Source organism: Pseudomonas schmalbachii (assembly GCF_017589465.1).
Taxonomy (GTDB): Bacteria; Pseudomonadota; Gammaproteobacteria; order Pseudomonadales; family Pseudomonadaceae; genus Pseudomonas; species Pseudomonas schmalbachii.
Window position 1 is genome coordinate 529,697 of record NZ_JAELYA010000002.1, and the last position, 18,565, is coordinate 548,261.

Annotated in this window: 14 protein-coding genes; 10 read left to right on the forward strand and 4 right to left on the reverse strand. The window is 67.0% G+C overall.

Annotated elements, in window-relative coordinates:
* Positions 1-83 precede the first annotated feature (83 nt).
* On the forward strand, positions 84-2,108 hold the full coding sequence (locus JFY56_RS07900; RefSeq protein ID WP_208312981.1) for a TonB-dependent receptor family protein: 2,025 nt from the start codon (positions 84-86) through the stop codon (positions 2,106-2,108).
* A gap of 304 nt (positions 2,109-2,412) precedes the next feature.
* A complete protein-coding gene (locus JFY56_RS07905; protein WP_208312982.1) occupies positions 2,413-3,624 on the forward strand; it encodes an MFS transporter in 1,212 nt (403 codons plus the stop codon).
* Positions 3,625-3,746: 122 nt separating this feature from the next.
* On the opposite strand, the gene JFY56_RS07910 is transcribed toward JFY56_RS07905, so the two are convergent.
* Genes JFY56_RS07910 through JFY56_RS07920 form a run of 3 tightly spaced genes read right to left on the reverse strand, consistent with a single transcriptional unit; the run spans position 3,747 to position 6,324 of the window.
* Complete coding sequence (locus JFY56_RS07910) at positions 3,747-3,884, reverse strand: DUF2474 domain-containing protein (protein WP_208312983.1); 138 nt, start codon at positions 3,882-3,884, stop codon at positions 3,747-3,749.
* Between the two features lies 1 nt (position 3,885).
* Positions 3,886-4,893, reverse strand: coding sequence for a cytochrome d ubiquinol oxidase subunit II (gene cydB / locus JFY56_RS07915; protein WP_208312984.1), 1,008 nt, complete (start codon positions 4,891-4,893; stop codon positions 3,886-3,888).
* A gap of 3 nt (positions 4,894-4,896) precedes the next feature.
* Complete coding sequence (locus JFY56_RS07920) at positions 4,897-6,324, reverse strand: cytochrome ubiquinol oxidase subunit I (RefSeq protein ID WP_208312985.1); 1,428 nt, start codon at positions 6,322-6,324, stop codon at positions 4,897-4,899.
* Between the two features lie 458 nt (positions 6,325-6,782).
* On the opposite strand from JFY56_RS07920, the gene JFY56_RS07925 reads away from it, so the two are divergent.
* The 8 genes from JFY56_RS07925 to JFY56_RS07960 all read left to right on the forward strand — a co-directional run bounded on the left by JFY56_RS07925 (position 6,783) and on the right by JFY56_RS07960 (position 16,135).
* Positions 6,783-7,562, forward strand: a complete 780-nt coding sequence (locus tag JFY56_RS07925; protein WP_208312986.1) for a MetQ/NlpA family ABC transporter substrate-binding protein — start codon at positions 6,783-6,785, stop codon at positions 7,560-7,562.
* A gap of 111 nt (positions 7,563-7,673) precedes the next feature.
* The gene (locus JFY56_RS07930) at positions 7,674-8,582 is read left to right on the forward strand and encodes a sigma 54-interacting transcriptional regulator (RefSeq protein ID WP_208312987.1); all 909 of its coding nucleotides are present in this window, start codon (positions 7,674-7,676) and stop codon (positions 8,580-8,582) included.
* Between the two features lie 414 nt (positions 8,583-8,996).
* Complete coding sequence (locus JFY56_RS07935) at positions 8,997-9,500, forward strand: sigma-70 family RNA polymerase sigma factor (protein WP_208312988.1); 504 nt, start codon at positions 8,997-8,999, stop codon at positions 9,498-9,500.
* Positions 9,497-10,462 carry a FecR domain-containing protein gene (locus JFY56_RS07940; protein WP_208312989.1) on the forward strand — a complete coding sequence of 322 codons (966 nt, stop codon included), beginning with the start codon at positions 9,497-9,499 and terminating at the stop codon, positions 10,460-10,462. Before JFY56_RS07935 ends, JFY56_RS07940 begins: the two co-directional genes overlap by 4 nt.
* A gap of 237 nt (positions 10,463-10,699) precedes the next feature.
* Positions 10,700-13,123: a TonB-dependent receptor gene (locus tag JFY56_RS07945; RefSeq protein WP_208312990.1), complete on the forward strand. Its 2,424-nt coding sequence runs from the start codon at positions 10,700-10,702 to the stop codon at positions 13,121-13,123.
* 26 nt (positions 13,124-13,149) lie between these two features.
* Positions 13,150-14,295 carry a PepSY-associated TM helix domain-containing protein gene (locus JFY56_RS07950; protein ID WP_208312991.1) on the forward strand — a complete coding sequence of 382 codons (1,146 nt, stop codon included), beginning with the start codon at positions 13,150-13,152 and terminating at the stop codon, positions 14,293-14,295.
* On the forward strand, positions 14,292-14,483 hold the full coding sequence (locus tag JFY56_RS07955; protein WP_208313256.1) for a hypothetical protein: 192 nt from the start codon (positions 14,292-14,294) through the stop codon (positions 14,481-14,483). The genes JFY56_RS07950 and JFY56_RS07955 overlap by 4 nt, the downstream gene beginning before the upstream one ends.
* Complete coding sequence (locus JFY56_RS07960) at positions 14,483-16,135, forward strand: alpha/beta hydrolase family protein (protein ID WP_208312992.1); 1,653 nt, start codon at positions 14,483-14,485, stop codon at positions 16,133-16,135. The genes JFY56_RS07955 and JFY56_RS07960 overlap by 1 nt, the downstream gene beginning before the upstream one ends.
* A 321-nt stretch (positions 16,136-16,456) precedes the next feature.
* On the opposite strand, the gene JFY56_RS07965 is transcribed toward JFY56_RS07960, so the two are convergent.
* Positions 16,457-18,517, reverse strand: coding sequence for an OPT family oligopeptide transporter (locus tag JFY56_RS07965; RefSeq protein WP_208312993.1), 2,061 nt, complete (start codon positions 18,515-18,517; stop codon positions 16,457-16,459).
* Positions 18,518-18,565: the final 48 nt, after the last annotated feature.

Genomic DNA, 18,565 nt, shown 5'->3' on the forward strand with positions numbered 1-18,565 from the left:
GCATCGCACGCAGCCCGGCCCGCCCGTCCGCGCCCATCGGCCGCGGGCGAATGGAACCTGATTACAAGACCAAGGAAAACGCCATGCGCACTATCCACATGCTCAGCGTGCTCGCCCTCAACATCGGCCTCGCCTCCCTCGCCCAGGCCGACCATCTGGAAATGGACAGCACCACCGTCAAGGGCGAACTAAACAAGGACCCCACCTCGCCGACCGTCGCCGAGAAGAAGGCCGAGTTCGCCCACATCCCCGGCGGCGCTACCGTAGTCGATGCCGAGACCTACAAGACCGGCCGCACCAGCACCCTGCAGGACGCCCTCGGCATGGCCCCCGGCGTGTTCATCCAGCCGCGCTTCGGCGCCGAAGAAGCGCGCCTGTCGATCCGCGGCTCCGGCCTGCAGCGCACCTTCCACGGCCGCGGCCTGTTGCTGATGCAGGACGGCGCGCCGGTCAACCTGGCCGACGGCAGCTTCGACTTCCAGACCATCGAACCGCTGGCGGTCGACCACATCGAAGTGCTGCGCGGCGCCAACGCCTGGCGCTACGGCTCGGCCACCCTCGGCGGGGCGATCAACTTCGTCAGCCCCACCGGCAAGACCGCTCCGCCGCTGGATCTGCGCGCCGAGGCCGGCAGCTTCGACTACAACCGCCTGTACGCCGCCGTGGCCCAGGATTTCGGCGGCATCGACGGCTACCTGAGCGCCAACAACTACAGCCAGGACGGTTTCCGCGACCACGCCCGGCAGGAAAACCAGCGCTACTTCGCCAACCTCGGCGGGCTGATCAACGAAAACCTCGCCACCCGCCTCTACCTGACCCACGTGGAATCCGACTCCGACCTGCCGGGCAACCTGACCAAGGCGCAGCTGCGCGACAACCCCGAGCAGGCCGCGCCGGGCAACATCACCGGCGACCAGCAGCGCAACTACAACCTCGACCGCGTCGGCAACATCACCACCCTGCAGCTGGGCGGCGGGCACAGCCTGCAGCTGTCCAGCTGGTACGCCGAGAAATCGTTGTTCCACCCGATCTTCCAGGTGCTCGATATCGACAGCGAGGACTACGGCCTGCGCCTCGCGCACATCTGGGAGAACGACGCCGGCTGGAGCTGGCACGGCGGCGTGGAAAGCGCCCACGGACGCAACCAGCAGGCCAACTACCTCAACGTCGGCGGACACAAGGGCCGCCAGGTCGACGAGCTGAACCAGACCGCGCGCAACCTGAATGCCTTCGGCGAGCTGCAGATTCCGCTGGCCGAGCAATGGGCGCTGATCGGCGGCCTGAGCTGGCTGCACCAGCAGCGCGATTCCGACGACCGCCTGGTGGCCGGCAACGAACGCGACACCAGTTTCGACAAGACCTATATCGGGCGGATCGGCCGCATCGGCCTGCGTCATGACCTGATGCCCGGCATGCAGATGTTCGTCAATTTCAGCCAGAGCTTCGAGCCGCCGAGCTTCAGCGAACTGACTGGCGGCCAGGTGATCGCCTTCGCCCCCAACGACGCGCAGAAGGCCAACACCTGGGAAGCCGGGATGCGCTGGACGCAGGACAACTTCGACCTCGACCTGGCGGTCTACCGCAGCGAAATCCGCGACGAACTGCTGTCCCTGAACGATGCCAGCGGCCAGCCGCTCGGCACCGTCAACGCCGACCGCACCCGCCACTCCGGCGTGGAACTGGGCGGCGCCTGGACCATCGGCCAGATCACCCTACGCGGCCAGTACCTGTTCAACGACTTCCGCTTCGACAACGACGACGTGTTCGGCGACAACCGCCTGGCCGGCGTGCCGCGCCAGTTCATCAAGGGCGAGGCGATGTGGCAGCAGGAAGGCTGGTACGCCGGCCCGACCTTCGAGTGGGCGCCCAATCACTACAACGTCGACCAGGCGGAAACCCTGTACGCCGAGGGCTACGCGATCTGGGGCCTGAAAGGCGGCTACCGGCCGGAGTCGGGCTTCGGCTTCTTCGTCGAGGGGCGCAACCTGTCCGACAAGACCTACATCGCCTCCACCGGCGTGATCGCCAACGCCTTCGGCCGCGACAGCGCGCAGTTCCTCCCGGGGGATGGGCGCAGCGTGTATGCGGGGATCGAGTGGCGGATGTAACAGGCATCGCCCTACCCGGCCTGCCCTGCCGGCAACGCGAGAGCATCTTCGTAGGAGCGGGCCATGCCCGCGAAATGACGCGGCACGGATTTTCGCGGGCATGGCCCGCTCCTACAGGTATGGCAAGGGCGTAGGGTGGAAATCGCGAAGCATTTCCACCTTGTCGTGGGGCCGGGGCGGTGGACAAGCGGAGCGTTGTCCACCCTACGCCGGCCCTCGCCAGCGGTGCGGAAACGCCAATTCCGCTCGGACGGCGTGCTAATCTGCCGCACCTTGCTTAGCCGCCTAATGAATAGCCCGCTCCATGTCCGCCGACGCCACCTCCCTGCTCCGCCATCGTCCCTTCCTCGCCTTCTGGCTGGCCCGTGTCTGTACTGCCAGCGGCTTCCAGATGCTCACCGTGGCCATCGGCTGGCACATGTACCAGCTGACCGGCAGCGTGCTCGACCTCGGTCTGGTCGGGCTGGTGGAGTTCGTGCCGCGGGTGCTGTTCATGCTGCACACCGGGCACGTCGCCGACCGCTACGACCGGCGTCGGGTGGCGTCTATCTGCCAGATCGGCCAGGGCCTGATCGCCCTGGCGCTGGTGCTCGGCAGCAGCAGCGACAACGTCAGCCGCGAGATGATCTTCGTCCTCGCCTTCCTGCTCGGCACGGCGCGTTCGTTCGAGATGCCGACCACCCAGGCGCTGCTGCCGAACATCGTCCCCACCGGCCTCTTCCCGCGCGCGGTGGCCGCTTCCGCCTCGGCGACCCAGGCGGCGACCATCGCCGCACCGGCACTCGGCGGGCTGCTCTACGCCTTCGGCGCGTTCTGGGTGTATGCGCCGACCGCCGTGCTGTACTTCATCGCCTGCGTGCTGATGCAGACCCTGCCCAAGCGCCAGCAGCCAAGCACCCAGGGCAAGGCCTCGCTGGATTCGCTGCTCGCCGGCATCCGCTACATCCGCAGCCGCCCGGACATCTTCGGCGCCATCTCGCTGGACCTGTTCGCCGTGCTGCTCGGCGGCGCCACCGCGCTGCTGCCGGTGTTCGCCCGCGACATCCTGCTCACCGGCCCCTGGGGCCTCGGCCTGCTGCGCTCGGCGCCGGCGGTCGGCGCGCTGCTGATGTCGTTCTGGCTGGCGCGCTATCCCATCGAGCGCAACGTCGGGCGGATCATGTTCCTCTCGGTCGGCATCTTCGGACTGGCGACCATCGCCTTCGGCCTGTCGACCTCGTTCTGGCTGTCGCTCGGGGTGCTGGTGGTGCTCGGCGCGGCGGACATGATCAGCATGGTGATCCGCGGCGCCTTCGTGCAGCTGGAAACCCCGGACGAGATGCGCGGCCGGGTCAGCGCGGTGAACGGCCTGTTCATCGGCGCCTCGAACCAGCTCGGCGAGTTCGAATCCGGCGTCACCGCGCACTGGTTCGGCACGGTGCCGGCGGTGGTGCTGGGCGGGGTCGGCACGCTGATCGTTACCGGGGCGTGGATGAAGCTGTTCCCCAGCCTGGCGCAGCGGGACAGGTTGCATTGAAGCGGACCGCATGGGTATCGCTTCGCTCAACCCATCCTACGGACGTAGGTTGGCGCTGAGCGCAGCGAAGCCCAACGGTGCCGCGTCCAACAGGTGTTGGGCTTCGCAAGCTCAGCGCCAACCTACGAGTGCAACCCGGCAGCACTCATCAGCAGCCGCATCAGCCATGCTGCGGCGCCGAGGGCCAGCACGCTGGCCGTCCAGATCAGCACCAGCCAGCCCAGGCGTTTGCGCAGCGGCGCCTTTTCTTCACTGTTCATCTCAGTGATACCCATCGCCATGTTTCACCTTGCCGCGGAACACGTAGTAGCTCCACGCCGTGTAGCCGAGGATGAAGGGGATGATGAACAGCGCGCCGACCAGCGCGAAGCCCTGGCTCTGCGGCGGGGCGGCGGCGTCCCAGATGGAGACCGACGGCGGGATGATGTTCGGCCACAGGCTGATGCCCAGCCCGCTGTAGCCGAGGAAGATCAGCGCCAGGGTGAGCACGAAGGGCTTCACATGGTCGTTGTTCGCCACCGAGCGCAACAGCGCGTAGAAGCACAGCAGCACCAGCAGCGGTACCGGCATGAACAGGAACAGGTTGGGCAGGCTGAACCAGCGCTGGGCGATGTCCTCGTGGGCCAGCGGCGTCCACAGGCTGACGATGCCGATCACCGCCAGCAGCACCAGCGCCAGCGGGCGCGCCAGGTCGTGCATGCGCTCCTGCAGGCGGCCTTCGGTCTTCATGATCAGCCAGGTGCAGCCGAGCAGGCTGTAGGCGAAGACCAGGCCAAGGCCGCAGAACAGCGGGAACGGCGCCAGCCAGTCCAGCGAACCGCCGGCGAAGCGCCCGTCGGCCACCGGGATGCCCTCGATGAACGCCCCCAGCGCCACGCCCTGGAAGAAGGTCGCGACCAGCGAGCCGCCGATGAACGCCTTGTCCCAGATGTGCTGTTTGCTCTCCTTGGCCTTGAAGCGGAACTCGAAGGCCACGCCACGGAAGATCAGCCCCACCAGCATCAGGATCAGCGGCAGGTAGAGCGCCGACAACACCACCGCATAGGCCAGCGGGAAGGCGCAGAACAGTGCTGCGCCGCCGAGCACCAGCCAGGTCTCGTTGCCGTCCCAGACCGGCGCCACGGTATTCATCATCACGTCGCGGTCGCCGGAGTCCTTGAAGAACGGATAGAGCATGCCGATGCCCAGGTCGAAGCCGTCCATCACCACGTACATCATCACGCCGAAGACGATGATCACCGCCCAGATCAGCGAAAGGTCGATTCCCATGGCTCAGCTCCTCGCATCCGGGACGTCATTGTCATCATCGTCGCTGGCCGACAGCGGCCGCGCCGCCGTGCGCTGCTGACCGGCGCCACCGCTGCTGGAACGGCGTCCCTCGGCGGTGACCGGTCCCTTGCGCACCAGCCGCATCATGTAGCCGATACCGACGCCGAACAGCGAGAAATACACCACCACGAACAGCAGCAGGCTGATGCTCATCTGCGTCACGCTGTGGTTCGACACCGCGTCGCTGGTGCGCATCAGGCCGTAGACCACCCACGGCTGGCGGCCGATTTCGGTGGTGAACCAGCCGGCGAGGATGGCGATCAGCCCCGATGGCCCCATCAGCAATGTCAGGCGCAGGAAGTTGCGTGCCTCGTAAAGCCGGCCGCGCCAGCGCAGCCACAGGCTCCATACGCCGACCAGGATCATCAGCATGCCGAGCCCGGCCATGACGCGGAACGACCAGAACACCACGGTGGAGTTCGGCCGGTCCGCCTTCGGGAAGTCCTTCAGCGCCGGGATCGGCTCGGTCAGGCTGTGCTTGAGGATCAGGCTGCCGAGCACCGGGATTTCCACCTTGAAGCGGGTTTCCTCGCGCTGCATGTCCGGCCAGCCGAACAGGATCAGCGGGGTCGGGCCGCCTTCGCTGTTGTCCCAGTGGCCTTCGATGGCGGCGAGCTTCGCCGGCTGGTGCTCCAGCGTATTGAGGCCGTGGGCGTCGCCGATCATGGCCTGCACCGGGGCGACCAGCAGCGCCATCCACATGGACATCGACAGCATCTTGCGGATCGCCGGGTTGTCGCGCCCGCGCAGCAGGTGCCAGGCCGCCGAGGCGCCGACGAAGAACGCCGTGGCGAGGAAGGCGGCGACCGCCATGTGCATCAGCCGGTAGGGGAACGACGGGTTGAAGATCACCGCGAACCAGTCCACCGGGATCACCCGGCCGTCAACGATCTCGTAGCCCTGCGGGGTCTGCATCCAGCTGTTGGAGGCGAGAATCCAGAAGGTCGAGATCAGCGTGCCGATCGCCACCATCACCGTGGCGAAGAAGTGCAGCCCCGGCCCGACACGGTGCCAGCCGAACAGCATGACGCCGAGGAAGCCGGCTTCGAGGAAGAACGCGGTGAGCACCTCGTAGGTCAGCAACGGGCCGGTGACGCTGCCGGCGAAGGTGGAGAACTCGCTCCAGTTGGTGCCGAACTGGTAGGCCATCACCAGGCCGGAGACCACGCCCATGCCGAAGTTGACCGCGAAGATCTTCGACCAGAAGTGATAGAGGTCGCGATAGACCTCCTCGTGGGTCTTCAGCCACAGCCCTTCGAGCACGGCCAGGTAGCTGGCCAGACCGATGGTGATGGCAGGGAAGATGATGTGGAAGGACACGGTAAAGGCGAACTGGATCCGGGCCAGGTCTAACGCCTCCAATCCGGGCATGACGATTCCTCTCAGGTCGACGCCCGCCGCTCGCGCGGCCCGGGCAATCTGCCACGCGCACGGGCGCGGGGCGTTCTTGCGTGACTTCAGGTTAGGTTCTTATCGGGATGACCGACGAACTGCCGGTTCGGCTTTGCCGCGCAGTCGCAAGCAAAGTTGCGGGAACGAAGTTTTGACCCCGCTCAATAAAGCGATCCGATAGTACGCCGCGCTTTCGAGGATTCCGCCGTGGTTGGTTGCCGCGCGGTCCGTTGTCGCGCGACCGGATGACTCATCAATGCATATTCATTTAAAGAATATAAAAATAAAATAATAATATTTTTATGGAATAAAAAATCCAGCTAGCTTGTTCATCAACCGGCGCCATCACGACACCGGAAACGACTTCCTCCTGCCCGAATGTCCCGATCACGGACGATGCACGGCAGGCGTACAGCCAGCCCCACAAGGACACTGCGATGAAAAAACTGCTGCTTCTGACTGCCCTCGCCGCCGCCTTCAGCGCTTCGGTCAACGCCAACGAGAAACTGGTGGTCGCCGCCACGCCGGTGCCGCACGCCGAAATCCTCGAACTGATCAAGCCGACCCTGGCCAGGGAAGGCGTGGACCTCGAAGTGAAGGTCTTCACCGACTACGTGCAGCCGAACGTGCAGGTCGCGGAAAAACGCCTGGACGCCAACTACTTCCAGACCAGGCCGTACCTGGACAACTTCAACAAGGGCAAGGGCACCGAACTGGTCACCGTGACCGGCGTGCACGTCGAACCCTTCGGCGGCTACTCGAAGAAGTACAAGTCGCTGGCCGACCTGCCCGACGGCGCCACCGTCGCCCTGCCCAACGAGGGCAGCAACAGCGGCCGCGCGCTGATCCTTCTGCAGAAGGCCGGGCTGATCAAACTGAAAGACCCGAGCAATGCCCTGGCCACGCCCAAGGACATCGCCGAGAACCCGAAGAACCTGAAGTTCAAGGAACTGGAATCGGCCCTGCTGCCGCGCGTGCTGGACCAGGTCGACCTCGACCTGATCAACACCAACTATGCGCTGGAAGCCAAGCTCAACCCGGTGAAGGACGCGCTGGTGCTGGAAGACCGCGACTCGCCCTACGTGAACTACCTGGTGGCGCGCCCGGACAACAAGGACAGCGAGGCGCTGAAGAAGCTCTCCGCCGCCCTGACCAGCCCCGAGGTGAAAGCCTTCATCGAGAAGAAGTACGACGGCGCCGTGGTGCCGGCCTTCTGATCCGGAGCCCCGCCGCGGCGGGGCATGTCTCCCACGCTGGACGCCATGCGTCCGCTTCCACGCCGGTGATGACCTTGCACCGGCGTTTCTTTTTACCTGGAGAGAGCCGCCATGACCCGGCACGAGCCCACCCAACCGCTGCTGACCTTCCCCGATGCCGAGAAGAGCCCGCTGAGCATCCGCGCCAAGGCGCTGGTGTTCTTCGACCCGCGCTCGCGCCAGGTGCGCGAGGAAGTCGAGCGGCTGGCACCGGGCCCGCAGGCCGTGCTGATCCAGGGCGAGACCGGCACCGGCAAGGAACTGCTGGCCCGCCATATCCACCGCGCCAGCGAGCGGCCGGGACTGTTCGTCGCGGTCAGTTGCAGCGCGCTGAGCCGCAACTATGCCGAGGCCGAACTGTTCGGCTACGCGCCCGGCGCGCACAATGGCCCGGTGAGCAGCCGCGCCGGCTGGTTCGGCTCTGCCAACGGCGGCACCCTCTACCTCGACGAGATCGCCGACCTGCCGCTGTCGCTGCAGAGCAAGCTGCTCAGGGCGCTGGACGAGCGCGAGGTGATCCGGGTGGGATCGCAGCAGCCGATCCCGGTGGACGTACGCCTGGTCGCCGCCACCAGCATCGACCTCGCCCAGGCGGTCCGCGCCGGCAAGTTCCTCGAAGGACTGCAGCACTACCTGCACGACGGCAACCTGCTGCTGCCGCCGCTGCGCCAGCGGGTCGGCGACATCCTGCCGCTGGCCGAGTACTTCCTCGGCGTCTATGCCCAGCGCCTGGAACTGCCGGTGCCGCAGATCGGCGTGGATGCGCAGCGGGCGCTGGAGGGCTACGCCTGGCCGGGAAACATCCGCGAGCTGGAAAACGTCATCCACTTCGCCCTGCTGGTCAGCCCCGGCGAGGAAATCCTGCCGGAACACCTGAACTTCTCCGACGCGGCGCCGGGAGATGGGGATCTCGAACGGCTGCTGCGGCAGCCGGGTGCCGCGGAGAAGGTGCGGGAGTTGCTGCAGAAGTTGGAGCTCTAATCGTAGATACCGGCCTGCTGGCAATTTTTTCGCGGGCATGGCCCTACCTACAAAAAGCCGCGCCAGCCACCGAGGGTGCTTTTTGTAGGGTGGACAACGCGAAGCTTGTCCACCGCCCCGCCCCCACGACAAGGTGGAAATGCTTCGCGATTTCCACCCTACGCTCTTGCCACACCTGTAGGGCCATGCCCGCGAAACCCGACACCCGGCCACACAAACGTCGGGCGGCACGCGTAGGTTGGCGCTGAGCCTGCGAAGCCCAACAACTGTCTCCGACAGCACTGTGATGTTGGGCTTCACTGCGTTCAGCGCCAACCTACATGTCCGCCGCAGGCAGCGACCACCCGATAAAAAACCTGGAAATGGATAAATGATAGTAATTATCATTGGCGCACTTTCCATCAGGCTTCCACCATGTCGGGCTCGACCATCACGCCTAACCAGGCTCTCAGTGCGCTGTATCGCGAACACCACGGCTGGCTGCAAGGCTGGTTGCGTCGGCGGCTGGACAACGCGGATGCCGCCGACCTGGCGCAGGACACCTTCGTCCGTGTGCTCAAGGCGCGCAACGCCGCCGAGATCCGCGAGCCGCGCGACTACCTGGCGACCATCGCCAAGGGCCTGATGATCGACCACTTCCGCCGCCGCTCGCTGGAACAGGCCTACCTGGAAACCCTCGCCAGCCTGCCCGAAGAGGAACACCCGTCACCGGAGCTGCAGGCCGAGCTGTTCGAGACGCTGCAGGAAATCGACCGCCTGCTCAACGGCCTTGGCGCCAAGGTCAAGCGCACCTTCATGCTGTCCCAGTTCGACGGCCTGACCTACCCGGAGATCTCCGAGCGCCTGGGCATCTCCCTGCGCACGGTGAACAACCACATGGCCAAGGCCATGGAGCACTTCTGCCTGGTGCTGGCATGAGCCAGAACGCCCTCTCCGAAGCCGACCGCCTTGCCATCCGCGCCGCCGCAGCCTGGTATGCGCGGCTCGCCTCAGGCAACGCCAGCGAGGCCGACCAGGCTGCCTGGCGCAACTGGTATGGCGCCGATCCGCTGCACCAGCGCGCCTGGCAGCGTGTCGAGATGGTGCGCAGCCAGATGGAACGCGTGCCAGGACACATCGCCCGGCCGACGCTGGACAGCGCCCGCCTGTCGCGGCGCCAGGTGTTGTCCGGTCTGCTGCTGATGGCTTCGGCCTCCTCGCTGGGCTGGTACGGACATCGCGCATCGCTGTGGCAGACCTGGCTGGCCGACCAGCGCACCGCCACCGGCGAACGCCGCGAGATGAAGCTGGCCGACGGCTCGTCGCTCACACTCAACACCGACAGCGCGGTGGATGTCATCTTCACCGAGCAGTACCGCGTGCTGCGCCTGCTGCGCGGGGAGATCGCCGTCAGCACGGCACCGGACAGCCACGCCCGGCCCCGTCCGTTCCGCGTGGAAACCCCGCAGGGCGGCGTGCTCGCCCTCGGCACACGCTTCAGCGTGCGGCTCACCGGCGAAACCACGCATGTCGCGGTACTGGAGAAGGCGGTGGAAGTGCAGCCGCTGGGAACTCCGCGCCGGCAGCGAGTCCAGGCTGGAGAACAGCTGGACTTCAGCCGCGACTGGATCGGCTCGACGCAGGCCACCGACTCCTCCACCGCCGCCTGGCTGGATGGCAGCCTGATCGCCATCGACCAGCCGCTCGGCAGCCTGCTGACGGAGCTGTCGCGCTATCGTCCTGGTGCCCTGCGCTGGCATCCGTCGGTCGCCGGGCTGAAGGTTTCCGGCTCGTTCCCGATCAACGACACCGACCTCGCCCTGGCCGCGCTGGAATCCGGCTTCCCGCTCCGGATCGTGCGCCACACCCGTTACTGGGTCAGCGTCGAACCGCGCACCTGACCTGGCGACGCCATGCCACGTAGGTTGGCGCTGAACGCAGTGAAGCCCAACACCAGCCGGACCATTGCACCCGTTGGGCTTCGCAAGCTCAGCCCAACCTACGGGAGCGAAGCCCAACGTCCATCCGGCAACCCGAACCATGCGGCTGAAATTTTTTTCACCCGCGTTTGCACTTTTTCCACCGCTGCTCCGGCCCTACCCGTATTCAGCGCCACTTGGCCATTTTCGGGGGACCTCATGACTCGCACCTGCTTCAGCCCATCACCCAGCAAACGCGCACCGCTGGCGCTCGCCATCGCCCTGCTGGCCGCACCGGCCATACCGATCGCGGTACAGGCCGCCGAACAGCCCGGGGCCACGCAAAGCCAGGTCCGTGAGTACGACATTCCCGCCGGTCCGCTCAACGAAACCATCAGCCGCTTCGCCAGCGCCGCCGGCGTCGCCCTGTCCTTCGATGCGGAACTGACCCGCGGCCGCACCTCGCCCGGCCTGCGCGGCCGCTACAGCGTCGACGACGGCTTCGTCACTCTGCTCGCCGGCAGCGGCCTGGGCGCCCAGCGCCAGGCCAACGGCAGTTACGTCCTGCGCCAGTTGCCGGGTGGCGATGCACTTGCGCTGGGCGCCACCACGGTGACCGGCGCGACCGCCAGTGTCGAAGCGCTGCCCGCCGAATACGCCGGCGGCCAGGTGGCCAAGGGCGCGCGCCTGGGTATGCTGGGCAATACCGACGTCATGAACGCGCCGTTCAACATCACCAGCTACACCGAGCAGACCATCCAGAACCAGCAGGCGCGCAGCGTCGCCGACGTGCTGGTCAACGATCCCTCCGCGCAGCTGAACAGTGCACGCACCAACCTCAACGAGGACTTCTCCCTGCGCGGCTTCCCCATGGCCAGCCAGGACGTCGCGCTGAACGGCATGTACGGGCTGATGCCGTTCTTCCGCGTACCGGTGGAGATGGCCGAGCGCATCGAGGTGCTCAAGGGCCCGAGCGCCCTGCTCAACGGCATGCCGCCCAGCGGCAGCGTCGGCGGCGCGGTCAACGTGGTCTCCAAGCGCGCCGGGGATACGCCGCTGGCGCGCCTGACCGGCAGCTACCTGTCCGACTCGATCTATGGCGGCCAGGCCGACCTCGGCCGGCGCTTCGGCGAGGGCAGCGAGTTCGGCGTGCGCTTCAACGGTGCCTACCGCAACGGCGACACCACGGTAGATCGCCAGTCGCTGGAAGAATCCGTCGGCTCGCTCGGCCTGGACTACACTGGCGAGCGCCTGCGCCTGTCCGCCGACGTGATCTACCAGCACGAAGATATCGAGGAGGTGGTCCGCCAGTTCCAACTCGGCCCGGGCCTCACCAAAGTCCCCCACGCGCCGGACAACAGCACCAACTACCCCGGCTTCGGCCAGTCGAGCATGAAGGACCGCACCATGCTGGTCCGCGGCGAATACGACTTCACCGACTGGCTGACCGCCTACGCCGGCTATGGCGACCGCAAGAGCGAAATGGATGCGCTGGCCGGCAACCCGGTGCTGCTGAACGAGGCCGGCGACTTCATGTCCGTCCCGGCCTGGCAGCTCTACGACGTCGCCTCGCATTCGTCCGAGGCCGGCCTGCGCAGTGCGTTCAGCACCGGCCCGGTGGACCATCAGTTGACCCTCGGTGCCACCCGGGTGATCCAGAACTCCGATATCGCCTTCGCCTTCAGCGCCTTCGCGCCGCGCGCCTCGAACATCTACGACCCGGTGTATTCGGATACGCCGAGCACCGCCGGCCTGCCCTCGCACCCGAACAAGTACACCACCAGCGAGCTGACCAGCTACGCCCTGGCGGACACCCTGTCGTTCGACGATGGCCGCTACCAGCTCATGCTCGGCGCCCGCCACCAGCAGGTCGAAGCGCAGAACTTCGTGATGAACGTCGGCACTCCGTCCGGCGAGCCGTATGACGAAAGCACGGTCACGCCGATGGCCGGTGTCGTCTACAAGCCGCTGGAGAACGTCTCGCTGTACGCCAACTACATCGAGGGCCTCAGCCAGGGCGAGACGGCACCGCTGGGCACCAGCAACGCCGGCGAGATGTTCGAACCGATCGAGACCAAGCAGAAGGAAATCGGCGTCAAGGTCGACTGGGGCCAGTTGACCACCACCCTCGCCGCCTTCGAGATCGAGCGCCCGAGCGGTGCGGTGGAGAACGGCCGCTTCGACCAGAACGCCGAGCAGCGCAACCGCGGCCTGGAGTTCAACGTCTTCGGCGAAGTCGCCCCCGGCGTACGCCTGCTCGGCGGCGCCTCCTACATCCAGGCCAAGCTGACCAGCACCGCCAACGGCACCTTCGACGACAACGACGCCATCGGCGTGCCGCGCAAGCAGCTCAACCTCGGCGGCGAGTGGGATCTCGCCGCGGTGCCCGGTCTGACCCTGACCGCGCGCACGATCTACGCCGGCCAACAGTACCTCGACCAGGCCAACGAGCTGGACATCCCGAGTTGGGTCCGCGTGGACGTCGGAGCCCGCTATCAGACCGCCGCCCTCGGCAAGCCGGTGACCCTGCGTGCCAACCTCGACAACCTGTTCGATGAGGACTACTGGGGCGCCTCGCCGTTCGGCTACCTGTACCTGGGCGCCGGCCGCACCCTGCAGCTCTCCGCCAGCGTGGACTTCTGACCATGAAAAGCCACAGGAAGCCGTTCATGAGCCATCGTGCGGTGCGCGTCTGGAGCTTCGTGCACAAGTGGAGCAGCCTGGTCTGCACGCTGTTCATGCTGCTCCTGTGCATCACCGGGCTGCCGCTGATCTTCCATCACGAGATCCAGCACGCGCAGATGCCGGAACTAGCCGAGGTGCAGCCCGGCACGCCGGCGCCGGGCCTCGATTCGATCATCGCCAGCGCCCGCGCGGCACGTCCGGGGGAAGTGGTGCCCTACGCCTACTTCGACGACGAGGACCCACTGGTAATGGTCGCTTCAGGCAGAAGCATGGCCGCGCCGCCGGACGAGCTGTTCTACCAGTTCTACGACCTGCGTAGCGGCCAGCACCTGGATGTAGCGCAGCCCACCGAAGGGTTCATGTACATCATGCTGCGGTTGCACATGGACATGTTCGCCGGGCTGCCGGGCATGCTGTTCCTGGGCGTCATGGGGCTGCTGCTGGTGGTCGCCATCGTCAGCGGCGTGGTGCTCTACGCGCCGTTCATGCGCAAGCTGGACTTCGCCACCGTGCGCCGCCAGCGCGGCACCCGCACGCGCTGGCTGGACCTGCACAACCTGCTCGGCATCGTCACCCTGGTGTGGCTGACGGTGGTGGGCGTCACCGGCTCGATCAACACCCTGGCCATGCCCATCGAGCGCATGTGGCAGGCCAGCGAACTGGTGGAGATGGCCGCCTCGCACCGCGACCTGCCGCCACCGACACAACTGGCTCCGGCCGCCAGCGCCATCGCCGCCGCCGAACGCGCCATGCCCGACATGAAGGTCCGCACCGTTGCCTTCCCCGGCAGCCCGTTCGCCAGCCCGCACCATTACGGCATCTACCTGGTCGGCGACAGCCCGCTGACCAGCCGCCTGCTGACCCCGGCGCTGGCCGACGCCGCCACCGGCGAGATCACCGCGATGCGCGAGATGCCGTTGTACGCCAAGACGCTGTTCGTCTCGCAGCCGCTGCACTTCGGCGACTACGGCGGCCTGCCGCTGAAGATCGTCTGGGCGCTGCTCGATGTGGCCAGCATCGTCGTGCTCGGCAGCGGCCTCTACCTGTGGCTGGCCCGGCGCAAGGCTCCGGCGGAGAAACGTCTGGAAGAACAGGACGAGTCGACCCTGGCCACGGAGAACAACGCATGAAACAACGCAATCTGTGGATGATCTTCCGCTGGCCGCTGCTGATCGGCCTGCTCAGCCTGATCGGGCTGGTCTCCGCGCTGATCGGCGACGGTGCGCACGATGTGCTGTCCTGGCTCTGCCTCGGTCTGCCGCTGGTGCTGATCGGCTGGGTCTGGGCACGTCTGCCAGGCAAGCAGGGGGTGCAGTGATGGGTCTGACCGCCGCTGACCTGATGCTGGTCGTCGCCCTGGCGCTATTCCTCGGCGCCTGGTGGTGGCCGACGCTACCCGGACGCAACCGGCTGCTCGGAATGGCCGCGCTCGCGGCGCTCGGCGCCGGCCTCTACGGCGTATGGGACGACCGCTGGCAGGCCGGGCTGGGCGCCGCCGTCGCCGCACTATGGCTGCTGGTGCTGGGCTTCGCCCGTCGCCGCACGGCGAGCGGCGTGCCGGTCTGGTCCGGACTGCTGTTCGGCCTGCTCGGCGCGTTGGCAGTGACCGCTCTGTGGCTGTTCCCGGTGGCCGATCTGCCGCCGCCGGACGGTCCTTACGCGGTCGGCATGCGCGACTTCGAAGTGGTCGACACGAAGCGCCACGGCCTGCTCGGCGCCGCGCCGGAGCAGCCGCGGCGTCTGCTGGTGCGCGTCTGGTATCCGGCCGAGCCGGCGCCCGGCGCCCGGCCGCGGGCGTATTTCAGCGAGGCCGAGGCGTCCACCACCGCACGCGGCTTCGGTAGCCTGATCGGCTTCCCGCCGCTGCTCGCCCACCTCAAGCATGTGCGCAGCAACGCCTTCGAAGACGCTCCGCTGCGCCGCGGCACCGGCAAGCTGCCGGTGGTGTTCTTCAGTCATGGCTATACCGCCTATCCGGCAGCGCACTCGGCGTTGATGGAGGCGCTGGCCAGCCACGGCTACGCGGTCTACTCGATCCAGCACAGCGGCGACGCCTCGCCGACGCTGTTCCCCGACGGCTCGGTGGCGCCGATGGACCCGGCACTGCTGGTGCACATGCGCCATGTGCTCAAGGCCGGCTTCCCGCCGGAGATGGTGCGCGGCTATACCGACAGCGACCTCGACGTACGCCTCGAAGGCCAGTTGCGCACCGCGGAGGGCCTGGGCGCGCCGGGAGACCGGGTGATCACCCTCAGCCCGCCGATCTGGCTGGCCGACCGGCTGTTCGCCCACGACGCGCTGCAGAGCGGTGCGGTGCCGGCGAATGTCGCCGAGCTGGTCGCCGCCAGCGATTTCACGCGGACCGGCGAGATGGGCATGTCATATGGCGGCTCGACCACTGGCGCAGTGTGCACGGTCGACCGGCGCTGCGCGGCGGCGGTCAACCTCGACGGCGGCGACTTCCACTTCACCCCGTTCGACACCGACCTGCCGGTGCCGCTGCTGATGTTCCACGCCGACCTGCGCAACTTCTACCGGATGCTCGGCGTCGAACCGCAGGGCGAGCTGCAAGGTTTCAACAACTTCTCCTACGAGCGCTTCGAACATGCCGGGCAGCGGGACGACGTCTACCGACTGGTATTGCGTGATTCGGTGCACGCCGGCTTCACCGACAACGCCCTGCTGATGCGCCGCCCACTGCGCGACGTGCTGGCCGGCACGGCGCCGGTCGAGGTACTGATCGGCGCGCCCAATGCCTTCGTGGTCGGCTTCTTCGACCGCTACCTGCGCGGCCTCGACAGCGGCTTCCCACAGTCGCAGTACGCGCGCTACCCAGGCTGGGTAACGCGCCGGGACAACCACGCGGTACGCGACTGGTGGCTGGCCAAACCGGCCGCCGAACGGGAAAGCTGGGAACGCCGCATCGCGGCGATGAAGGCGATGCGTGGCAGCCCGCCGGCAAATCCGTAACCGGCGCATTGAGACAGTAGGATGGGTTGAGCGAAGCGATACCCATCGGATACGGGCAAGCGCCGCTGGTGGGTATCGCAAGCTCAACCCATCCTACGGTGCTGACAATTTTTTCACGGGCATGGCCCGCTCCTACAAAAGTCGCGCCAGGGCTGAACCGTAGGAGCGGGCCATGCCCGCGAAACCCGACACCCGGCCACACAAACGTCGGGCGGCACGCGTAGGTTGGCGCTGAGCCTGCGAAGCCCAACAACTGTCTCCGGTAGCACCGTGATGTTGGGCTTCACTTCGTTCAGCGCCAACCTGCGTCTCAGCACCCACCTACCTCTGCCGCGTAACCCCCGCCGCCTCGTGCGAGCCGTTCATCACCTTGCGGTAGAACAGCACGCACACCACCACGAACACCGCCAGCCCCAGCCATTGCGCCACGTCCTCGAAACCGGGGCCGACCAGTGCCAGCGGGGCGTCCTTGCCGCTGCCGCCGATCAGCGCGGCAAGGAAGATGCCCATCAGGCTTTCGCCGACGATCAGCCCCGAGGCCAGCAGCACGCCTCGGCGCTTGGGTTCCTCGGCGTAGCGTTCCTCCGGCACGCCGGCCAGCAGGGCGCGGCGGTGCAGGCCGACTTCCAGGCGCCAGGCGAGCAGCGAGCCGATGAACAGGGTCATGCCGATGGTCGGCGGCAGGTAGATGCCCAGCCCCACCGCCAGCACCGGCAGGCTGGCCTTGCCGGTGCTGCGGCGCAGCATCACGTCGACCAGGATCAGCGCGATGCCGAGGGCGACGCCGATGAGGATCATGTTCCAGTTCAGCGCGTGGCGGAAAATCCCGCTGGCGATGGCGGTCAGCAGCGTCGCCTGCGGTGCGGCCAGTGCCTGCGCCGGGTCCATGCCCGCACGCGGCAGGGCGCCGGTGAAGCCGTAGGCGTTGTACAGCAGCTCCAGCACCGGCGGGATCACCAGCGCGCCGGCCAGGCAGCCGACGATCAGCGCGACCTGCTGGCGCCAGGGCGTGGCGCCGACCAGGTAGCCGGTCTTGAGGTCCTGCAGGTTGTCGTTGGAGATCGCCGCGATGGCCAGCACCACGGAGGTGGTGAACAGCGCCAGGGCAATCGCCAGCTTGCCGTCCATGCGGTCGAGCAGGCCGCCTTCCAGGCTGCCGAAGCCGAGGATCAGCAGCGACACGAGGATCACCGCGATGATGCCGATGCCGGAGATCGGGCTGCTCGACGAGCCGACCAGGCCGGCCATGTAGCCGCAGGCGGCGGCGATCAGGAAGCCGAAGAAGAAGGCGAACACCACGCACACCGTCAGCAGGCTCCAGAACTGCCAGCCCGGCATGTCCGGCGCGGCCTGTTCGAGGAAGTAGCCGAACACCACGAACAGCGCGACCAGCAGGAAGCCGGCGATGGCCAGGATCCATTTCGCCGGCATGTCGCGCTCGGTGCGCAGCTCGCTGACCTCGCCGCCGCCGCGCACCGCTTCGAGGGACGACCAGACGCCCTGCACCATCGGCTTGAACAGCGAGGCCAGGGTCCACAGCGCGGCCACGCCGATGGTGCCGGCGCCGAGGAAACGCACCTGCGAACTCCACAGCTGGGTCGCCAGCTCCGGCAGCCCCTGCCCGGCCGCCGGCACGGCGTTGACGGTGAGCAGCGGCACGGCGACGCCCCAGGCGATCACCAGGCCGATGAGGATGGCGATGCCGGCGGTGATGCCCATCAGGTAGCCGGCGCCGACCAGCGCCAGGGAAAAGCCGGTGGACAGGCGGAAGGCCGTCTGCCCGGCGGTGATCCAGAAGCTGCAGCTTTCCGCGAGCAGCTTGAAGCCGGTGCTGAACAGGCTGAAAACCGCCGCCACCAACCCTCCACCAAGGATGTCGCGCAGTCCCGGGGCATTGCCCGAAGTCCTGGCCGCGCCCTCCTCCTCGTTGTGGCTGCCGACCCGCAGGATCTCGGCGGCGGCCACGCCCTCCGGATAGGGCAGCATGCTCTTCACCACCATTACCCGGCGCAGCGGGATGGTGTAGAGCACGCCAAGGATGCCGCCGATGGAGCAGATCGCCGCGGTCTGCCAGAACGGGAAGCCGCTCCAGTAGCCGATCATCAGCAGGCCGGGAAGGATGAAGATGATCGACGACAGGGTGCCGGCCGCCGAGGCCTGGGTCTGCACCATGTTGTTCTCGAGGATGTTCGAGCCGGCGAAGTAGCGCAGCACCGCCATCGAGATCACCGCCGCCGGAATCGACGAGGCGAAGGTGAGGCCCACCTTGAGGCCGAGGTAGACGTTCGATGCCGTGAATACCACGGTAATCAGCGCACCGAGGATCAGCCCGCGCAGGGTCAGTTCGGCGAGGTTCGCCTCGTCAGGAATCCGTTCTCGCATGGAGGAAATCTCTTCGTCAGCAGTCTGGCAAGCGTAGGCCAGAGGCTC

Coding starts and splice junctions, on each gene's coding strand:
- JFY56_RS07905 (WP_208312982.1), top strand. CDS start 2,413: ATGTCCGCCGACGCCACCTCCCTGCTCCGCCATCGTCCCTTCCTCGCC.
- JFY56_RS07940 (WP_208312989.1), top strand. CDS start 9,497: ATGAGCCAGAACGCCCTCTCCGAAGCCGACCGCCTTGCCATCCGCGCC.
- JFY56_RS07925 (WP_208312986.1), top strand. CDS start 6,783: ATGAAAAAACTGCTGCTTCTGACTGCCCTCGCCGCCGCCTTCAGCGCT.
- JFY56_RS07960 (WP_208312992.1), top strand. CDS start 14,483: ATGGGTCTGACCGCCGCTGACCTGATGCTGGTCGTCGCCCTGGCGCTA.
- JFY56_RS07920 (WP_208312985.1), bottom strand. CDS start 6,324: ATGCCCGGATTGGAGGCGTTAGACCTGGCCCGGATCCAGTTCGCCTTT.
- JFY56_RS07900 (WP_208312981.1), top strand. CDS start 84: ATGCGCACTATCCACATGCTCAGCGTGCTCGCCCTCAACATCGGCCTC.
- JFY56_RS07955 (WP_208313256.1), top strand. CDS start 14,292: ATGAAACAACGCAATCTGTGGATGATCTTCCGCTGGCCGCTGCTGATC.
- JFY56_RS07950 (WP_208312991.1), top strand. CDS start 13,150: ATGAGCCATCGTGCGGTGCGCGTCTGGAGCTTCGTGCACAAGTGGAGC.
- cydB (WP_208312984.1), bottom strand. CDS start 4,893: ATGGGAATCGACCTTTCGCTGATCTGGGCGGTGATCATCGTCTTCGGC.
- JFY56_RS07930 (WP_208312987.1), top strand. CDS start 7,674: ATGACCCGGCACGAGCCCACCCAACCGCTGCTGACCTTCCCCGATGCC.
- JFY56_RS07965 (WP_208312993.1), bottom strand. CDS start 18,517: ATGCGAGAACGGATTCCTGACGAGGCGAACCTCGCCGAACTGACCCTG.
- JFY56_RS07935 (WP_208312988.1), top strand. CDS start 8,997: ATGTCGGGCTCGACCATCACGCCTAACCAGGCTCTCAGTGCGCTGTAT.
- JFY56_RS07910 (WP_208312983.1), bottom strand. CDS start 3,884: ATGAACAGTGAAGAAAAGGCGCCGCTGCGCAAACGCCTGGGCTGGCTG.
- JFY56_RS07945 (WP_208312990.1), top strand. CDS start 10,700: ATGACTCGCACCTGCTTCAGCCCATCACCCAGCAAACGCGCACCGCTG.